This is a genomic window from Allocoleopsis sp., assembly GCF_036703385.1.
In the GTDB taxonomy this organism is placed as follows: Bacteria; Cyanobacteriota; Cyanobacteriia; order Cyanobacteriales; family Coleofasciculaceae; genus Allocoleopsis.
This window is the reverse complement of sequence record NZ_DATNPA010000675.1, coordinates 1-19,297: the sequence shown is the minus strand read 5'-3', so window position 1 is coordinate 19,297 and position 19,297 is coordinate 1. Positions and strand designations below refer to the sequence as shown.

At 47.1% G+C, this 19,297-nt stretch carries 18 protein-coding genes; 8 read left to right on the top strand and 10 right to left on the bottom strand.

The features are described 5' to 3' along the window. The coding region (locus V6C93_RS31930) for a filamentous hemagglutinin N-terminal domain-containing protein (RefSeq protein WP_333480710.1) at positions 1-3,964 on the bottom strand (3,964 nt) is incomplete at its 3' end. A 71-nt stretch (positions 3,965-4,035) separates the two neighbouring features. Here V6C93_RS31930 and V6C93_RS31925 point away from each other — a divergent pair. Beyond that, complete coding sequence (locus V6C93_RS31925) at positions 4,036-4,164, top strand: hypothetical protein (RefSeq protein ID WP_333480709.1); 129 nt, start codon at positions 4,036-4,038, stop codon at positions 4,162-4,164. A gap of 88 nt (positions 4,165-4,252) precedes the next feature. Here V6C93_RS31925 and V6C93_RS31920 read toward each other — a convergent pair whose 3' ends face one another. Further along, positions 4,253-5,257: an L-lactate dehydrogenase gene (locus V6C93_RS31920; protein ID WP_333480708.1), complete on the bottom strand. Its 1,005-nt coding sequence runs from the start codon at positions 5,255-5,257 to the stop codon at positions 4,253-4,255. A gap of 189 nt (positions 5,258-5,446) precedes the next feature. Then, entirely contained in the window at positions 5,447-6,343 is an 897-nt protein-coding gene (locus V6C93_RS31915) for an NAD(P)-dependent oxidoreductase (protein WP_333480707.1), read from the bottom strand. 153 nt (positions 6,344-6,496) lie between these two features. Between V6C93_RS31915 and V6C93_RS31910 the strand changes: the two genes are divergently transcribed. Beyond that, positions 6,497-7,249 carry a hypothetical protein gene (locus V6C93_RS31910; protein WP_333480706.1) on the top strand — a complete coding sequence of 251 codons (753 nt, stop codon included), beginning with the start codon at positions 6,497-6,499 and terminating at the stop codon, positions 7,247-7,249. A 24-nt stretch (positions 7,250-7,273) separates the two neighbouring features. Here the strand turns inward: V6C93_RS31910 and V6C93_RS31905 are convergent, their stop codons facing one another. Beyond that, a complete protein-coding gene (locus tag V6C93_RS31905) occupies positions 7,274-7,513 on the bottom strand; it encodes a hypothetical protein (RefSeq protein ID WP_333480705.1) in 240 nt (79 codons plus the stop codon). Between the two features lie 9 nt (positions 7,514-7,522). On the opposite strand from V6C93_RS31905, the gene V6C93_RS31900 reads away from it, so the two are divergent. Further along, positions 7,523-8,179 carry a restriction endonuclease subunit R gene (locus V6C93_RS31900; protein ID WP_333480704.1) on the top strand — a complete coding sequence of 219 codons (657 nt, stop codon included), beginning with the start codon at positions 7,523-7,525 and terminating at the stop codon, positions 8,177-8,179. A 6-nt stretch (positions 8,180-8,185) separates the two neighbouring features. On the opposite strand, the gene V6C93_RS31895 is transcribed toward V6C93_RS31900, so the two are convergent. Further along, entirely contained in the window at positions 8,186-8,851 is a 666-nt protein-coding gene (locus V6C93_RS31895) for a hypothetical protein (RefSeq protein WP_333480703.1), read from the bottom strand. A gap of 323 nt (positions 8,852-9,174) precedes the next feature. On the opposite strand from V6C93_RS31895, the gene V6C93_RS31890 reads away from it, so the two are divergent. The 3 genes from V6C93_RS31890 to V6C93_RS31880 all read left to right on the top strand — a co-directional run bounded on the left by V6C93_RS31890 (position 9,175) and on the right by V6C93_RS31880 (position 12,338). Further along, a complete protein-coding gene (locus V6C93_RS31890; protein WP_333480702.1) occupies positions 9,175-10,203 on the top strand; it encodes a hypothetical protein in 1,029 nt (342 codons plus the stop codon). Positions 10,204-10,278: 75 nt separating this feature from the next. After that, positions 10,279-11,748: a 9,9'-di-cis-zeta-carotene desaturase gene (zds, locus tag V6C93_RS31885; RefSeq protein ID WP_333480701.1), complete on the top strand. Its 1,470-nt coding sequence runs from the start codon at positions 10,279-10,281 to the stop codon at positions 11,746-11,748. Between the two features lie 146 nt (positions 11,749-11,894). After that, a complete protein-coding gene (locus tag V6C93_RS31880; RefSeq protein WP_333480700.1) occupies positions 11,895-12,338 on the top strand; it encodes an SRPBCC family protein in 444 nt (147 codons plus the stop codon). Positions 12,339-12,475: 137 nt separating this feature from the next. Here the strand turns inward: V6C93_RS31880 and V6C93_RS31875 are convergent, their stop codons facing one another. Both V6C93_RS31875 and lipA read right to left on the bottom strand, forming a co-directional pair. Then, the gene (locus V6C93_RS31875; RefSeq protein ID WP_333480699.1) at positions 12,476-12,619 is read right to left on the bottom strand and encodes a photosystem I protein PsaX; all 144 of its coding nucleotides are present in this window, start codon (positions 12,617-12,619) and stop codon (positions 12,476-12,478) included. A gap of 160 nt (positions 12,620-12,779) precedes the next feature. Next, positions 12,780-13,730: a lipoyl synthase gene (lipA, locus tag V6C93_RS31870; protein WP_333480698.1), complete on the bottom strand. Its 951-nt coding sequence runs from the start codon at positions 13,728-13,730 to the stop codon at positions 12,780-12,782. Positions 13,731-14,189: 459 nt separating this feature from the next. Here lipA and V6C93_RS31865 point away from each other — a divergent pair, with 459 nt between their 5' ends. After that, complete coding sequence (locus tag V6C93_RS31865) at positions 14,190-14,744, top strand: response regulator (protein ID WP_333480697.1); 555 nt, start codon at positions 14,190-14,192, stop codon at positions 14,742-14,744. Between the two features lie 77 nt (positions 14,745-14,821). On the opposite strand, the gene recR is transcribed toward V6C93_RS31865, so the two are convergent. After that, complete coding sequence (recR, locus tag V6C93_RS31860) at positions 14,822-15,457, bottom strand: recombination mediator RecR (protein ID WP_333480696.1); 636 nt, start codon at positions 15,455-15,457, stop codon at positions 14,822-14,824. 83 nt (positions 15,458-15,540) lie between these two features. After that, positions 15,541-16,479 (bottom strand): J domain-containing protein, encoded by a 939-nt coding sequence (locus tag V6C93_RS31855; RefSeq protein ID WP_333480695.1) that lies wholly within the window; start codon positions 16,477-16,479, stop codon positions 15,541-15,543. Positions 16,480-17,265: 786 nt separating this feature from the next. Here V6C93_RS31855 and V6C93_RS31850 point away from each other — a divergent pair. Then, positions 17,266-18,447 (top strand): acyltransferase, encoded by a 1,182-nt coding sequence (locus V6C93_RS31850; protein ID WP_333480694.1) that lies wholly within the window; start codon positions 17,266-17,268, stop codon positions 18,445-18,447. A gap of 169 nt (positions 18,448-18,616) precedes the next feature. Here the strand turns inward: V6C93_RS31850 and V6C93_RS31845 are convergent, their stop codons facing one another. Further along, positions 18,617-19,291, bottom strand: a complete 675-nt coding sequence (locus tag V6C93_RS31845; protein WP_414644324.1) for a pentapeptide repeat-containing protein — start codon at positions 19,289-19,291, stop codon at positions 18,617-18,619. Positions 19,292-19,297 lie beyond the last annotated feature (6 nt).

Below are 19,297 nucleotides of genomic sequence, written 5' to 3'. Positions count from 1 at the left end.
GGGAAAGCGTCAGGTCAACCGCATTGATAGACGGTACGGTTGGAGTGGGGGGGACAGTGGGTTTCGGGCGTGGGTCAACGGGTTTGGGTGGCTCAACGGGCTTGGGTGGCTCAACGGGCTTGGGTGGGGGTGGGTTAACGCTAATCAAGCGAATATTGCCCTGTGTATAGGTGAAGAGAAAGGATTGCATCGGTGCAATGGCAAAACTGCCGCTGGTAATGGCACCGACTGTCCCGTTGCTCGCAGCATCCCCGACAATAAACGGAACAATACCACCTCCTCCATGTCGGATAGTAATGGAACCGCCGTTAGAACCAGCGATCGTGGAAATGCTGGCCTTGACATTAGCACTAGTAAACGTATTGATCGCTCGGAAGAATCCTTGAGTTGTAATGTCAACGGTTCCGCCTTGGGTTTTCCCTTGGGCGTTAATCCAGTTCACTTGAGAATCACCGGATGAGTTTAGAGTGACATTGCCCCCTTTCTCCGAAGTTCCACTAGAGTTGATTTGTCCAGCACGAATTTGGCTGCTTGCATCCAGTTGAATGTTTCCTCCAGTGGTGGCACCGGATGAGGTGAGGTTGTTGCTCGTGATACTGCCTGTATTGCTGTTCAAGGTCAGTTTGCCGCCCATGCCTGTGCTGGACTGGGTGTTGATGTCAGCCGTATTAATGTTGTTATTGGCAGAAAGAGCGATCGCTCCTCCCTCACCTGTTATCGAGCTAGAGTTGAGCGTTCCGGCAGTAGTATCGATTTCGCCGTTCGTGCTGGTGATTGTAATTCCCCGACCCCGATTGATAATATTGCCCGTCTTAATCCCTTGGTTTGCGAGCAGGGTAATGGTGGCATTGTCTCCTCCCCTGAGGGTCAAACCCTTGGTATTAATCGAGCCAGAACCCAGGGGAGCTTGAAGGGTTACGGGGTCAAGAAAGGTGAAATTATCCCCCAGGGTAATGGTTCCGCTACCGTCAACTCTGCCAATGGTGATCGAGCTAAAGCCATTTGCCAAGGTGTTGAGTTCGATTGTACTCAGATCTACGCTCGTCGCTCCCAGATCACCCACTCCACCCACAACAATATTCTGACTCGGCGTGAAGGGCTGAATTAAAAGACTACCGTTGCTGATAACTGAGTTGTTGCCACCCAACAAGTCAATTCCGTCACTGGTTAAGGTGATATTGCCATAACCGTTATTTTGAGGTTGGGCACCGAAGGAAGCCGGAAAATTGTTAATTTGCCTTGTGATAATCCCGATGCCACCTGTGAGGCTGATATCTCCACCCTTGCCAATGCCTGAAACCGCGAACGAATGGGCATCGATATTGTTGGTTCTAATCGTGCCGCTGTTGGCTGTAAAGGTAATGGCACCGCCATCACTCGCATTGCGGTTGAGCGCACCGGAATAGGAGTAGACGTTACCTGTATTAATGTCGCCGTTGGTGGAGGTGAGGGTAATGGGACTTCCTTTACCCGCATTACCTGGGTTAGCGCCCGAATAAGAAAACAAATCGCCTGCGGTAATGGTGTTGGCAGCGGTGACGTTAATGGCACCCCCATCGCCAGAAGACGCCAAAGCCGAGCCATTGAACGAGTCAGAATAGGATTTGAGATAGCCGGTTTGAATGCCGCCGTTGGTTGCTGTCAGTGCGATCGCACCGCCATTCCCAGAACTCCCATTGCCAGTGCGAGAATAGGAATCCAAGAAGCTGGTGCTGATGTTCCCGGTGGTGGTACTCAGGGTAATCTCACCACCATTCCCCGAATTGCCAAAGATAGCACCAGAATAAGATTGTAAAGAACCTGTACTGGTGATGCCAGTGCCAGCGGTGAGTGCGATTTTGCCACCATTCCCAGCATTTCCGGCAGTTGCTCCGCCAGTTGAACTGGAGACTAGATTACCGGTGATGTTAATACTCCCATTGGGAGCCTGGATATCAATTTGCCCACCATTTCCCGCACTGCCATTGACAGCGTTAATGATGGATTGGGTGGAAATTCCGCCTACGGTGATATTGCCGTTGGTCGTCGTAAGGGAAACATTTCCGCCATTAAGGGTATTGCCCGCACCCGTATCACTCTGAGAACGGGTATCTAAATTGCCGACCGTAATGCCGTTGGTTGCAGTAATCGTAATGGCTCCCCCATTATTCACCGGAGGCTCTAGTCCCAAACCATTAGGAGTAAACTCGGTGAGTGTCGTTAGATTGCCTGTAACAACACTGCCGTTGGTGGCATTGAGGTTAATTGCACCGCCCACTCCATAGCCGAAGGCAAACCTTGACGTGTCGATATTTCCAGTTGTGATACTCGCTCCCGATATGGTGAGCGATCGCCCGATTGCTTGGATGGTGTCTGTTGGATTCATTGAAAAAGACCCAATCCCATTGCGATCGGCATCGGCTCTAAACTCAATTGTTCCAGCAATAGAAGTGTCAAAAGGGGCGGGAGCAAAGGTCAATCGGTTGCCGGTTAGCGTACCAATGGTGATGTTATCAGTAGCTTCTAAAAGAACATTCGCCGTATTAGGGAGACTTTGCAGCGTGGCTTGAGAAATGGTGATGGTTCCGGGGTCAGGTGAGAAATCATTTTGTAAAATCTGACCTGTGGCAATTAGTTGAGCATCAACGCCAGGGGAAGAGGGAGCATTGGAGATAATGATATTGGTTGGGTCTAAGAGTAAGTTACCCATCGTCCCGTTGGGTGCACTCAAATCAGCGTTTCCCGTAAACATCAAGTCTTGTTTGCCGGATACTTCTGCAAACCCGCCGTTCCCGGAATTTTGACCGCCACGGGCGCTAATGTTGCCAGAAAAGCCCGTTATCTGATCGCCCCAAAGGATGACTCGCCCCCCATTCCCAGTGGATAAGGCATCGGCTTGAATGGTTGTGTTGCGATCGCCAACGGTGCGAGATGCATTCGGCACTGTCCCTTGACCTCGATAGTCCCCACCAATCAGTACCGTGCCACCGCCATTAGCACCAGAGGCGTTGATGTTGGCACCGAATAAACCCACTTTGTCGCCTAAAACAAAGACACTTCCGCCAGTTTGTCCCACCACTGAGTTTGAGGCATCAACGCTGCCAGAAACAATGGTTGTCCCTGCTTCACTGGGAATCGTCGTTCCAGATGCTGTTAATTGCACTGAACCGGTTGGGGAAACCTTCAATCCAGCTGACTCACTCCCCACCGTGCCAGTCAGTAGTGTGGGTAAATCAAGCGGGTTAAAGGGTACTGCTTGTGCCGTCACTTGACTCGGCTCAATTTCTAAACTCAGGAGGCTGCCGGGTTGACTAATTCGTACCAGATTACCACCAGGCACTGCCGTAAGAGTGACACTTCCGCCTGGGGCACTCAATGACCCCGTATTAAGGACTGTGCCGCCTAGTAACATTAAGTTCTCTCCGGGTTGCACGGCGAGATTGCCTGTATTAACAACGCTTCCCGGTTGAGACAGATCAAAGGCAAACTGAGTAGGAGTACCCACTAAGTTTTGGTAATCATTGTTGCCAAAAACATTGAATCTGTTATTTCCAGCAAAACCGATGCTGGTAGCCGTCGTCGCTGTAAAGGAAGCCGGAACGTTAAGAGTAGCCGAAGCGCCAAAAACGATCCCGGCGGGATTGATTAAGTATAAGTTGGAATTCCCGCCACTCACCTGGATGAGTCCGTTAATGTAAGAGGGATTACCACCAACTACGCGACCTAAAATATTACGAATCTGGGGATTAGAAATAAAGTTAGCCACTTGCCCTGCATCCAGTCCCAATTGCTGGAAACTGTGGAACAGATTGCTACCGTCCCCGGAGGGGGTACCGCCTGAAATGTTAATCTGCTTCCCGTTGGGAGTAACGACCGTATTAGTCCCGTCGGCAGCGGGTGTAATGGATTGGGCTTGAGCCGATGGAATAGCTTGAAGCGCTGCAACCCCAATTGGAACTGATGCAAAAAAAGGTAGAATTGTCAAAGCTTGTTTAAAAAGCTTTACAAAGAATTTCACGCGCTGTCTACTCCCCTAGTTGTGAGCGAGGAAATGGGATGGGTGAGGGAGAAGCACTAAACCTGATGCGATCGAGAGAAGTACCAGGATGCAGGCAACAAGCAGAAATTAATTTATCTCTAGCTACAAATTTACTGGCTAATTCAGTCACTCAGCAACTGCCATAGCTTAAGATGGCATCTATCAGGAGTATAGCTCTTAAAAATTAAAGACTTGATGTAATCCTGAAGGATTTTGATGAAAAAACTCACAAAACTAGGGTGAAAGGTCGAGTTTTTCCATCGTTTGGCGCAAAACTTTAGCAGAGTTCTGGAGCTGCTCTTTTTCAGTAGGAGTCAGAGTGAGATTCAAAAATCGGCTGACACCTTGACGATTCACAACAGCAGGTAGACTCAGACAAACATCTTCAATTCCCTCAAAGCTATTAATCAGGCTACTAACAGTCAGCACTCGATTTTGATTGCGTAAAACGGCTTGGACGATTTGGGTAACACCTAAACCAATGGCATAACTGGTTGCTCCTTTACGCTGAATCACCTCGTAGGCAGCATTCTTGACTTGTTGAAAAATCGGTTTGATGTTTTCAGCGTCTTCTAGCGGACTATCGTTTGCTTCGTCCTCAAATAGGCGCATTCCTGAGATGTTGACTTTGCTCCAAACAGGGACTTCACTATCACCATGTTCGCCAATGATATAGGCGTGCAAACTCCGAGGGTCAACCTGAAACTTCTCAGCTAAAAGATAGCGAAAACGAGCGGTATCCAGCACCGTCCCCGAACCAATTACACTGGCAGTGGGTAACCCAGATAGTTTGAGGGAGATATAAGTCATGATGTCTACTGGGTTAGTGACAATTAGCAAAATGGCTTTTGAACAATAGTTAACGACTTGTGGAATTAAGCCTTTGAATATCTCTAAATTGCGCTGCACCAGATCTAAACGGCTTTCCCCTGGCTTCTGCTTGGCTCCAGCCGTAATAATCACGATATCGGCATCTTCACCATCGGCTAACGTTCCTGAGCGTATAATCGTAGGCTCAACAAAGGGTAATCCGTGATTCAGATCCATCACTTCCCCTTCCAGCTTGTCGGTGTTGACATCAACAATCACTATTTCCTCTAAAGTGTTTTGAATCAGCATGGAGTATGCACAAGCCATTCCTACTTGGCCTGCACCCACAATCACGCCTTTACGGGGGCGGCGATTGGGTATGAAGTCGGGATTGGAATTAGAGACGGTGGTGAAGAGGGATTCCGGCATTGGGTTTGTTGGCTAAAGGGTTGAAGGTATGGCAAAAGGCAGAGGGCAGACGGCAGAAGGGATAAGATTGGCTGACCCAGGTTTCAGGATGTAGCTTTGTCCGAATCACCTTGGAGATGACTAGACCGTGACAAAACAGATGAGCATTGCCCAGCTCACGATGATCTGAGCCAAACTAGAACTACATCTTTACAAAGGCGGAGTTTGCTCACGGTAAGCACGAATCATTGCCTGTGTTCCCTGTTCGCCACCCATACCGTCATCGAGTTCTTTAACGATTTTAAATAAGCGATCGCTCATTTCAACTCCAGGCAATTCTTGACTTGATGCCTGGAGGCTTTCCTGTACCAATCTCAAATCTTTAAGGATGTGCTTAATCATGAAAGCCGGTCGGAAATCTGACTCGATGATTTTCGGCCCCAAGTTAGAAAGTGCCCACGACCCAGCCGCACCTGTACTACACACTTCTACCACTAAGTTAGGGTCAATTCCTTGTTGTTCGGCTAGCTGCATTGCCTCGCATAAACCGACCATGTGAAGGGCACAAAGCACTTGGTTGCACAGTTTTACCGCCTGACCGCTACCCACTGGCCCACACAGACGAATGGTTTTACCCAGAACTTCCAAAACGGGCTTACTCTCCTCAAAATCCGTGGGTTCACCGCCAACCATAATCGTTAGGGTGCCATTTTTCGCCCCGATATCTCCACCCGAAATTGGGGCATCGAGGAAGCGGAGGTTGTGTTTTTTGAGTTCACTTCCTATCTTTCGTGCCGCATCCGGGCCAATGGTACTGGTATCAATCACTAAAGCACCCGGTTTAGCAAATGCAGTAACTCCTCCAGTGCCGAGGATGACTTCTTCAATATCAGGAACGTCTCCAACGCAAGAAAAAATGATATCTGCTGTCTCAACGGCTTCGCGAATGGATAACACTACGTTTGCACCCCCATTTGCTGCTACTTCTACGCCGGGACGATAAGGGGTGCGATTCCAAGCTTTAACCGAGTAACCGCCTCGTGCCAAATTCGCCGCCATATAGCCACCCATAACGCCGAGTCCGAGAAAAGCAATTTGTTTGTTCATGCTCTTGATTCCACGCTGTACAAGACAAAAACCTAGAAAATCAATTTACTGAATAATCCATTACTAATTCATCTATTGCTGATCACTAGGAAGTGGTTACAATCAGATTATGTAGAGCGACTCTGAACTTAAACTATATACAATTGATAAGTCATGAACGATGAAACCGACAAGCCAAACATTAATCTAACGAGCAAAGTTCTATTTTACGGTCGTACTCTACAAGAGTATCTAAAAATGTTCGACCTTGACTTATCCTTATGGAAAGGATGTAAAATATTAGACTGTCCCTCAGGCCCCGCTTCTTTTGTGGCAGAAGCCAACGAACTAGACCTAGATGTTGTAGGATGTGACCCTCTTTATACTGATCAATTAGAAACTTTACTGGAATCCGGAGATCAAGATATCAATACAATTATAGACTTTTTGACATCATCCTCTCTTCCAATCAGCCAGAAATTTTATACATCGGTAGATGATATGAAAAACTATGCAACGTCTGCGTTGCAAAAATTCTTAGCCGATTATCCAGTAGGGAAATCTGAAAAGCGTTATATTCAAGCAAAACTTCCGAATTTACCATTTGAAGATAAAACGTTTGATTTAGTTTTAAGTGGCAATTTTCTTTTTGTCTATACTAAATTATTTATACCTAATCTGGAAACGCTAGATTATCAATTTCATTTGAGAAGTGTTATAGAATTGATACGGGTTTGTAAAGGAGAAGTTAGAATATTCCCAATGCTCTATATTGACGGTAAATTCCATGAATATGCAGAGAATTTGTTGGCTGACTTAAAAAAAGAGGATATTGTAGCTGATATTAGACCTGTTGAATATGGGAGCGCTGGGGGGGACAATATTCAGGATAATCTAATGTTGTGTTTAACTCGTGCTGAGCATTGATTCAGTAATCTGAGGCGATCGCCATTAAATGGCTAAATGCTTGTTGAGAGAACTCCAATGCTTTAAGGCACCGTTCCCTGCGGCAATAAACGGAGAGCATCTCAAGGCAAGCGATGACAGTTGCAACTCTCGTGCGATCGCAGATAGCCCTACACACAAGATTATGAGAAAAAAATCAACCTCAGCGTGCGGTTGTTGCAAAATAGAGTTGAGGAGATGATTGGGGGTAACGAGGAACGCTAAAACCTCTAATACTTCTAACAACGACAACTCATGACAACTCTCATCGCTAAAAAACTCACTCTGAAGCAAGTTCATCAGCTTCTGAATTTTGAAGAACAGCTCAATGGCTCATTTACGTCTTTATTATCCCTGGAACCTCTAACAGAGTTTGAACAGCAGGAACTAGCACAAATCCGGAATGACTTTCGCGATTACTTAATCGATGGCAAAGTTTTAGAAGGGCAAATCAAATTATTAGTCATTAGCCCCCTACTGCGGCTGGCTGGATTCTTTCACTCCCCCATCAAAATCAGCCTCGAACAAGACATTGACGAGATTGTTGTTGAAGATGAAGACACAAAAATTACGGGGCGATTTGACATCTTAGCCGTCAACAAGGAGCAACCGACTACAACTGATGTTGCCTTTTGGCTCCTAGTTATTGAAGCTAAAAACAGTTCAATCAACTCCTTTGAGGGTTTACCGCAACTACTTACCTACGCTCATCAAAGCCTAGAGCGACAGGAATTAGCCTGGGGACTGACGACAAATGGCACGGATTATCGCTTAGTCTTAATTCGGCAGGGGAATCCTGCAACCTATCAACAGATGCCACTTTTGAACTTGATGGATTCTGAAAGTGCTATCCAGTTATTACAAATTCTCAAAGCAATTTGTAAGCTACAAAATTCAAGTACACAAGGATAGATAAGCTTATCTATTTCCTATTTGCCATGTTTTCGTAATATCTTTCACCGAACAGCTTGCAGGAATTTTGTCTTCACTTATACCAACTTTGGTATAACGATAAAATCCATTGAGATTTAGCGCCGTACTGCGAAACTGAATCCAATCAATACGCCCATCTTCGCTGTTGGAGGTATGAATAATACTTCCTTGACTAACTTTTAATCGACCTTCTTCATCCCAATCCGCTGGAGATTGAGGGATATTCTCCCAAGGACTACCCGGCCATGATACGGCTAGAGCTTCACCTGTAGCCAGATTTTCCTGAACTTCACCACTAACACAAATAGAGTCATCGGATTGAGGGTAGCCGTAGCCTCCAACCACACGATTGTTGACTTTACGGAACCAAAAGCAAACTCCTGATCCCAAGGGTGAGTCTTTTGTCTCTGGTTGGCTACAAAATTGATAGTTGCCGTCAGGTAACGTTGCCATTACATCTTGAGCTTGCGCTATCCCAGATGAACGACGCAACAAAAGAGGTAATTGCCAGAAAATTAGGGAGAGTAGTAGCGTTGTTGTAGTAAAACCGAGGAATCTAAAATGAGGATGCATGGCAAACCCTCCAGTAGCACTCTGAGCAGAATGTTCGCTCAGTTCTCCATATCTCTCAGCGGCAGGGAGCTTATGCAAAAACTTGGGAATGTGCTGAGCGAGGTACCAATAGGTTGAGTGCTATATCTCTAGTTTATTCCTGTTGGGCATACATAGAACGAGCAACTGTTTGCGTCGCATGTCCTCACTCAATCACCGGCTAACTCATCGTCTGGGGCGAAGCGATCGCAAAAGGGTGAGCTGAATGGAGTGAGTGCCTGAGTCAAGAGGCTTTGTGGTCATAGAGTAGTCTGCTTCTAGGCATTTCTTGTGTGCGAGGTCACACTCTCCAATTCCAGCGAGCCTTATACTGGTCAGCGAAACAATAATTAATGATCGTCCAAAAAACTTAAAGGGGCTTCATGGGTGACATCACGCCAAATCCTAGGCTGCAAGGCTGGGAGATGACAGAGAATAATTCTGCGACATCCCTTGCCAAACAATGGGCGAAAAAGTATCTTCAGAGACTAATCGATCCCGAAGAAAGCTGGGAAACTGGCGCTCCAAAGACGCGATCGCTCATCGCGCAGCAACTACTCCAATCCATTCGTTCCATTAACCTCCAAGCTTGGGCAAAAACCGAAGCCCTACTTTCCCAAGAAGTTAAGCGACACGGCATTAATTATAAGTTGATTGATCCTTATGAAATTGCACGAGATGCCTACCATATCTATGAGCAAGCCCTATCCGCTTATGCCGAACAGCTAACGCCGCAACGCCTTTGTGTCTTTATTTCCCCTGATATAGGCAGCATCCGAGAAAAATACACAGCCATCGATCCGAGAGTGATTGGCTTTGTCAGTATGCAATTCCACTACTGTGGACAGTTGCTTCTAGAACCCCTTTCCCCGCCTGAGCGGGAAATTTTGAGTGATTATTTCAAAGTAATTGACGATCATCTATACATACCCTTGCAGCGCTTCTATGACATCTCCGCCCACTATGATTACCATTCTCCCGTCTTAGAAAGCATACGCAAACTCATACCCCCTAGCAGCGAAATAGCTCGGAAAATCGCCTCACGCATCATTGAGCTGTATCCTAACTATTGTTGTCACAGTGGCTTATTAAACGATTCAACTGTAAGGGTTTCCAGTATCCGAGATGTTGAAATGTTTCAGGTTTACCTATGGATTTGTGTCCTGGAAAATAGCATTGCCGCTATCCAACAAGAGCTTTTCCCCTTGTGCGTCATGCTGTACCCACCCTTAAAAGTGCGCTGGGAACTGGTGCGGCAAATGCTCCACTTATTAGGCAACGAACTTCAAACCCGATTGACGCCACAACAACAAGCACTATTTATGCCCTACTTCCAATCCTTGTGGGAGCTGTTCTCTCCTGAGGTATTCCCGGAAACCTTAGAACCTGAGGACCCGGATAAGTTAGCTTGACTCAATCCCTTTCTAGTCCATTTCCGGGCAAATCTTCTTTTAAGATAAGTAAAGAAACTGAAAGGGAAAGGCTGAATGCGCGTTGCAATTGTTGGAGCGGGACTCGCCGGGATGGCGACGGCAGTAGAGTTAGTCGATGCCGGACATGAAGTCGAAATTTTTGAGTCCCGTCCCTTCGTGGGAGGAAAAGTGGGCAGTTGGGTAGATGCTGACGGCAACCATGTGGAAATGGGGTTGCACGTCTTTTTTGGCTGCTATTACCAGCTATTTGACTTGATGAAGAAGGTCGGGGCGATCGACAACCTGCGCCTCAAGGAGCATACCCACGTCTTTATCAACAAAGGGGGACGCACGGGGGCGTTAGATTTCCGTTTCATTACGGGTGCGCCCTTCAACGGGCTGAAAGCCTTTTTCACTACCTCCCAGCTCTCCCTACAGGATAAGCTGCAAAACTCCCTGGCACTGGGTACCAGTCCCATCGTTCGCGGTTTGGTGGATTTCGACGGCGCGATGAAAACCATTCGCGATTTAGATAAAATCAGCTTTGCCGATTGGTTCCGAAAACATGGTGGAAATGACGGCAGCTTAAAGCGGATGTGGAATCCGATCGCCTACGCTTTGGGTTTCATCGACACCGAGAATATTTCCGCCCGTTGTATGTTGACAATTTTCCAGTTTTTCGCATCAAAAACAGAAGCTTCGGTGCTGCGAATGCTGGAAGGTTCTCCCGATGAGTATCTCCATCAGCCGATTGTTAAGTACTTAGAGGCGCGAGGCGGAAAAATTCACACCAGGCGTCGAGTGCGGGAAATTCTGTTTACCGAGGTGGATGGACGAACCAAAGTTACCGGATTAGTCGTTGCTAAAGGCGAAACCGAAGAAACGATCCTGGCAGATGCTTACGTCTGTGCCACGGATGTCCCTGGTGTGCAGCGCGTGCTACCTGAAGCTTGGCGTAAATGGTCGGAGTTTGACAATATCTACAAGCTGGATACCATCCCCGTAGCTACCGTACAGCTAAGATTTGACGGTTGGGTAACCGAGTTACACGACGCCGAGAAGCGCCAGCAACTTACAGAAGCCGCAGGAATTGATAATTTGCTCTATACCCCGGATGCTGACTTCTCCTGCTTTGCGGACTTAGCCTTAACTAGTCCTGGTAATTATTACAAACAGGGTGAAGGTTCACTGTTGCAATTGGTGCTTACTCCGGGAGACCCCTTTATCCGGCAAAATAATGAAGCGATCGCACAACACGTTCTCAAGCAAGTCCATGAACTATTCCCCTCTTCGCGAGAACTGAACATGACTTGGTACAGCGTCGTCAAGCTGGCTCAGTCTCTCTACCGTGAAGCTCCTGGCATGGACCCCTATCGTCCCCCGCAAAAAACACCCATCAACAATTTTTTCCTTGCCGGAAGTTATACCCAGCAAGACTACATCGATAGTATGGAAGGAGCCACGTTATCGGGGCGTCAGGCCGCAAAAGCCATTCTGGAAAATGCTAAAGAACTGGTAGAGCGAACCCCTGTAACAACAGGTTGATCTGCCAGAGTCCCCAACCCGAAGCAGGGTTGCAGGTTAACAAGTTAGCAAGTTGCAGGTTAAAACTTCCAACCTTCAACCTTCAACCTTCTAACCTTTAACCCTTCAAACCCCTCCCAAATCCACAATCCACAATCCAAAAACGCATGTCCGATTGGCTAGAACACAGTGTACAGGTTGAGGTTGACATTCCCATTGAATTGTCCTGGAACCTCTGGTCTGATTTAGAGCAAATGCCTCGATGGATGAAGTGGATTGACTCCGTCCATGTCCTCGAAGACAATCCTGAGTTATCCCGATGGAAACTGGCGACTGGCGGCTTGGAATTTAGCTGGCTTTCCCGAATTTTGAAATTAGTACCAAACCAGATTATTCAGTGGGAATCGGTGGATGGTTTACCGAATCGAGGTGCGGTTCGCTTCTACGATCGCCACGGCAGCAGTATTGTTAAGCTCAGTGTGGCTTACGCCATTCCCGGCTTCCTGGGTCAGTTGATGGATAATCTGTTTTTGGGTCGTGTTGTGGAGTCTACAATCCAAGCTGACCTAGAACGTTTTCGAGAATATGCCCTCAACCTTAAAAGCCAATAACATAGGACTTACGCACTACTCTCTTCCTCTCCCAAAGTGAGACAAGAATTTCTTTTCCCAAGCTAGGAGGTCAGATAACAACATGACCTAGAGGAGAGACCAAGTGCGTAAATCCTGTTTAGGCTAGGTAGCGGTTACTACTCAATGATATGAAAATAATACGCTGCAACTAGGAAGTTGATCGCTAAAAGGAACAAAGCCCATCCTGCCCGAAATGGGTAGGGGAACTTACCGCCAGAATTAGGAACGGGGGCTTCATATTTCTTGTTACCAGCCGTCATACTGTTTTCTCCTGTTCTGAAAGATTTTGTGAAAAAATAATAAAGTACTGGGTGACTCTCATAAAAGTTACCACAGAAAGAGGGAGCTTTCTTCAGCTTGATAGAGGGATTATTGGCAATTAAGTCCCCCTTAAATCGTAAATATTCTTAATATTTGCCCTTAAATCTGCTGGCTTGCGTGATAAGAACTGCGGACAAGGGGGCCCGAGTGGACATGCGCGAACCCTAAGTCTCGTGCGATCGCTCCCAACTCGTCAAATTCTTCAGGCGTCCAGTATTTTTGCACGGGTAAGTGTTGAAGGGAGGGGCGCATATATTGGCCTAGGGTGAGGCGATCGCATCCCGCGTTCCGCAAATCCACCAGCGCCTCAAGCACCTCCGCTTGGGTTTCACCATGTCCCAGCATTAATCCTGACTTGGTGGGGATTGTGGGATTGTGGGATTTGACGAGGCGGAGAACATCGAGCGATCGCTCATACTGAGCCCCCCTACGCACCCGCCCCTGTAGCCGTCGCACGGTTTCAAGATTGTGGTTATAACAAGCTGGATGAGCCTCAACCACCCTGCCTACCCGTTGGTGTTGTAGCTCCGCTGGAGTCGAATTACCTTCACCCCTACCGCCCCAAAAATCGGCAGTCAGCACCTCAATCGCCGTTTCTGGGTTCAGTTGACGAATCGCGTTCATCGTCGCCACAAACCAACCCGCACCTTGATCGGGCAAATCATCTCGCGCCACTGAGGTGAGCACCACATACCGCAAATCCAATAAATTGACGGCTTCAGCAACCTTTTGGGGTTCCTCTGGGTCAAGAGGCATGGGCGCGTGCCCCTTGTCCACCTGACAGAAGGCACAGGATCGGGTACAAGTGGGCCCCATCAGCAAAAACGTTGCTGTCCTCTGGGAGTAGCACTCACCTCGGTTAGGACAGCGCCCCTCCTCGCAAATCGTGTGGATTTTTCGCTGCTTAATGATGCGCTGTACCGTTGAAATCTCGCTCACTTTGCCGATGGGGCGACGCAACCAGGGAGGCATCGCCTCAATATCTTTCCGCCACTGGTCGCGATCGGGCAGTATTGTCACAGACGGGTCAGTTGGGGTCAGCAAATCCATAAGTCTTCACTTAAGCTATCCAGTTGTTGGGATGCATGGCAAGCTTGTTTGAGTCACGACAATGATACAAATGTTAAAGCATCTAGTCTCGCTCTTGCATGACTGAGTTTTTTTGCTCTTCGCAGTCAGACCAGATTAATCTAGAATCAGGCACACGCTTGCTTTTGAGTTTGGGCTTAAAATGGCAAAAAGTTGAGGGTGCCGTCTTAGCCGTTGTATCACAGTAAACAGACAAAAATACGTCTGTTGTGCATACATGTCGCTGGTTGATCTTGGCTGGGTAGGAAGTAACTTGAAGCTCAGAGCGAGACACACTGGCGCTACACCACAAATTATGAACTGGCGGCGTTCACAGCAGCTAAGCTTTGACTCCAGATTTAATTATTCATCTCGAGTCAGTAGCATCTGCTTTTTGAAAACTGTAGTGTTCTTAAAGTTACCTCTCCAAAGGAGTCAGTCGTGGCAACTCAGAAAATCCTGGTAATTGACGACAGCAAAGTCATCCGGATGCGTGTAAGAGAAATGTTACCATCGGGTAATATTGAAGTTATGGAAGCGAAGGATGGTTTAGAGGGGCTGAATTTAATTCGCCAGGAACATCCTAACCTAATCATGTTAGATTTTCTTCTCCCTAAAATGAGTGGTTGGGAAGTGTTTCAGCATATTCAAAGTACCAGTGAACTCCAGACAATTCCTTTGGTATTAATGTCGGGTCGTAAGGAAGAAGTCACGGAGAAAATCCAAGAACCCTTTGAGTATTTTGCTTTTGTTGAAAAGCCGTTTGAGAAGAAGCAGTTGGTTGATGCCATCAAGGAAGCAATGGGCAAGGCGAAAAAACCTCGCGAGCCGCAACCGACGGCAGCCGCCGGTTCAGCTACGGCTGACGGAGCTTCCGCTTCAGCCGCCGAGATTGAAGCGCTTAACGCCAAAGTTGCCAAAATGCAGGCTGAAATTGATGGTTTGAAGAAACAGCTAGCTCAGATTATGGCGTTCATCAAACAAAAGTTAAAGTAGCCTGAAAGTATGAAGTGTAAAGTGTGAAGGATGAAAGCAGGTTTTTCCAGTTCATCCTTCATCCTTTTTTTAGCTTCCTAATCCAGCTCACGTCGTCCTTCTAAGGCTCGTGCTAACGTGACCTCGTCAGCATACTCTAAATCTCCGCCCACAGGTAAACCGAAAGCAATTCGAGTTACCTTGGTAAACGGCTTCAGCAGTTGACCGACATATAGCGTGGTTGTCTCACCTTCCACGCTAGGACTGATTGCCAAAATCACCTCTTGAATACCCTTTTGGCTGACTCGGCGCACCAATTGCTGAATATGCAGCTGATCAGGACCAATTCCGTCCATTGGCGAGATGACGCCGCCGAGGACATGATATTTTCCTCGATATTCCCGCGTTTTTTCGAGAGCTATCACATCTCGGGAGTCCGCGACAACACAGATAGTGGTGTTGTCCCGGTTGGCGTTGCGGCAGATTTCGCAGGTGGGTTCAGCCGAGAGGTGAAAGCATACCTGACATAAACCCACTTGTTTTTTTGCCTCAACTAAGGCTTGAGCCAATGCCTGTACTTCTTCCTCTGAGCGCTTCAGGATATGCAGCGCCAGCCGTTGGGCGGTTTTTGGCCCAACTCCAGGCAAGCGTTGGAGTTGCTCGATGAGACGAGCTAAAGGACGTGTGTAAACCGTTGTCTTTTCTCCCAGTCGATAGAGTCTATCCCTTATCATGACATCCTGTAATGGAGTGCGAACGGCTTTGCCGATGCCCTTTGAGCGATCGCTCTCATCAGTGCTTCAGGTAAAAACTGGCTCTATGTTTTTTGGGCGACTGTTCTGACTAATTCCCGATATTGCTCATAAGCGCGGTTGAGTGCCACAGTTCTGTCGTGAGCTTCTTCACTCTTATTAATATCTGGGTGAAATAGCCCTGCTAAGCGTCGGTAAGCCTTTTTCACCTCCACTTGACTCGCATCCGGTTTGACACCTAAAACCTCCCACCATTCTCCATCCATAGAAAAAAAGGTGGGTATGGAGATTTTCTCCTGTTTTGGTTGTTGCTTTTCTTCTGGTTCGCAACTGACGCGAAGATAGAACCCTGATCCTGATTCATCGAGTCGGATAAAACACCCTCCCCATGCCTCAAGATAGGCGTGAAGATTTTTTCGGGCTGGGATATTATTGGGGATTCCAGTATCCAGAATTTGATCGATAAATCGCTTGGCGTGTTCTACAGCTTCGAGATGGGTGGGTAGGTTAACGTTGGCTTCGATGCCGGCGGCACTAAACTTACCAGGGATACCCCTCAGTTTTGCCCGCGCTTTGAAGCGGATAAATTTTTCTAAAACCTGGGGGATCGCTTCAATCACCACGCCTCGATGAAGCTCTGTATAAATTTCTCCTTTTTCCCACAGTTGTCTCGCCTTAGCTGCGATCGCTCTTTGTTGCTGAATCGATTCTCCAACCACCGAGATTCGCTTGTGCAAAGGTACAGCTTGGCGTTGATCGTAGAGCCAATAACGAGGAGCCTTGCCCTCTTTCGGTTGTAAGCACGCAGATGGGTCACCTTTGTCTCTGGGTTTGAGTCCCACCTTACTGAGTTGGTCTAGGGTCTTAAGATAGGTAGGTACGTCACTCCACCGGGCGAAGCGGGGTACACCTGGACATTGACTTGTTGGAATACTGCGCCATTGCCAGCGGCAGATTGTGCAGCGACACCCGAAGTTAGTTTTAATGAGGTGATGCTTGATCAAAGTAGTTCCCTAGCCGCGACAGCATCAGCATGAACGGTCTCAAAGTAGTCGGCGACGCGACGCTCCATCTTTACTGCTATTGTCGTAAACGTTTATTGTGTTCCCTTAGTTCGAGCTGACTCGCTGTTGGGCAAAACCGACAGCATTAGCTCTATTATTTCCGATACCTTCAAGAGGTGTCACCCCCTACTGAACCAGCGCTGACTGAGGAACTGAAGGTTGCTCAAGGGTGATTGGAACCAAATATGCCGTTGGGAACCTTACGCGGGTTCCTTGTTCTGAGCGGAAACTCATGGAAGGTCTTGTACTGTTCTTGATAACCTTGTACCTCATAAAGATACACTGGTATATTAGACTTAGGGCATAAATTGCAACTACTAGGGTGGTAAGTTCTACTGCTAGCAATTCATGAGTAGCCGCAGCCAACACTCATTACTCAGATGAGTGCGAAAATTCTGTTTAAATAAAATTAGCCCAGCCCAAAACTCAGGAAACTTTTACAGAGCGCTCATAAAGATTACACCGAAACCTTCGGTTCGATTCCAACAATTCCCTTTGTTAGGAAAACTTAGGTATTCATTATAATGACCCAGAAATTGTGGGGATTGAACCCCAACATAATACCTACCACCTTTCCTAGGTGGGGGATTATTACTCCCGCCTTTGTGTGAGCTTCTGACCAACTGTTCACTGTTGAAAAGTTATGCGATCGCCACTCTAGCGCTAACTTTCCAAGTCTTTCCTCAGAACACTTTCTGGGAGTAAATCAATGGGCGAAATAGAACTTTGGCTGGCAAGCTAGAGGGGGAATTTCGCCATCTAAAACTCTACTACTCCGTTACCATGCAAATTTTCCAAAATCTTCCTGCTGTGAAGCGTCACGAAATCGTTTTCGACCCTCGGCGCAACAGTATCGGATTTCTACGCTTAGTTCTAGCCTTAGCTGTGATTTTTGCTCATGCTTTTGAGCTAGGTGGATTTGGGAATGATCCCATCTATCATCTCAGTCACGATTTATACAGTAGTGGAGCGTTCGCAGTAGACGGTTTTTTTGCCCTTAGCGGCTATCTGATTACGTCTAGCTATCTGAGACTAAAATCGTTGCCTCAGTTTTTATGGCACCGGGTACTTCGCCTATTTCCCGCTTATTGGGTATATCTAGTGGTGATTGGTCTTGGTCTTCCACTGATGTTTGGTGTAGCTCCAAGCGTCAATTATATCTTGTATAACTTCCTCGGACCCGCTAGTAATTTATGTATCATTACTATTGGTGCTTGGCTAGCGTTATTTTGGGGTTGGCTGGTCGATCTAGGGCACATCCAGGACAAGGTTTTTTTAGTTAAAGGAGCATCTAGTATTCCACCCTTGTTCAGTCATAATCCTATGCCGGATGCGATAAATGGCTCACTCTGGACTTTAGAACCTGAGTTTAGAGTTTATATGATTATTGGGTTACTCGGATTACTAGGATTGTTGAGAAAAAACATTACTTTAGGTCTATTGGTATTGGTGTGGGTAGGTTATCTCTTCTATTTTCGTCAGCATCCTGATCTCCGTATGGTTGCATCTATCAGGCTTCCTGCTCACTTTTTAGCGGGTGCAGTTTTCTATTTCTGGCAGCCTCCTTTAAATCGAACATTAGCTTTCGTCGCTTTTGCGATCGCAGCCATAGCGTTAATAGGTGGATTCTATCCTCTGGTATCCCCTTTAACTACGGTTTATTTACTCTTTTGGCTAGCAGCTGTACTACCTTTTCCAACGATTGGAAAAACCAGAGATTACAGCTATGGACTGTATATCTACGCCTTTCCTGTGCAGCAAACCATTGCAGCTTATCACCTGAATCAAGGAGGATGGTTTATCTACTTCCTGCTCTCTCTAGCCTTTACCCTGCCCTTAGCGGCGGCGTCCTGGCACTTGATCGAAAAGCCAGCCTTAAAAATGAAAGATGCATTTGCCAAACATTAAGAGAAATGCCCGTGTTGGGAAAGTAGAGGCGTTGCGGCTTGCCGCTGGCTACTACTCCAGGCACTCCAGTTCGCTCCAAAACAGAACTCATTGAACTCAACAAATAGAAGGGATAGATACAGGCGGATTGGGTATAACGCCTTAAAGGACGCCCTCTGCTCAAGGCACCTCAGTCCTCAAAAATGGCCCCCCGTTGCTTCAAGTCCAATTTCCATTCTTCAGAAAGTCCTGAATTTTTGCTAAAGCGGGCCTCTTCTACACGGCTCTTCAACCACGTTGTACCACTCAAATTGGCTAACATCAAACTAGCCCGATGGAGGTCAGCCTGAGTGAGATTTGCATTTGTCAGGTTAGTATCACTTAAGTTGGCACTGCTGAAGTTCGCTTCACTAAGATTCGTACTACTAAGATTTGCACTACTGAGATTCGCCAACGCCAAACTGGCTCGGTGAAAATCAGTATGACTCAAATCGGCGTCACTCAAATAAGCACCACTGAGATCGGCACCACCGAAAGTAGCGCCCTGCAAATCTGTACCACTCAAATCGGTATCGCTCAAGTCCGCACCCCGGAGATAGGCGCGGCGCAGATTTGCTCCGCTCAAATCCAAACCACTCAGATTGACACCTAACAGTTTTGCACCGGAAAAATCGACCAACGGATTAAGATCTGCCATTCTGGCTAATTCCAAAAAGTTATCCGTTTCTGCGGTAATCACGCGCTGAATTACGTCTGCTAATTCCGGGCATTCTTCGGTTTCACCAGTATCAATTTCAAACGTTGGCTGAGCTGTATTCGGTGGCTCGGTTTTTTGCCCTCCTATGTGCTGATTAGAGTGCCACACGGCTCG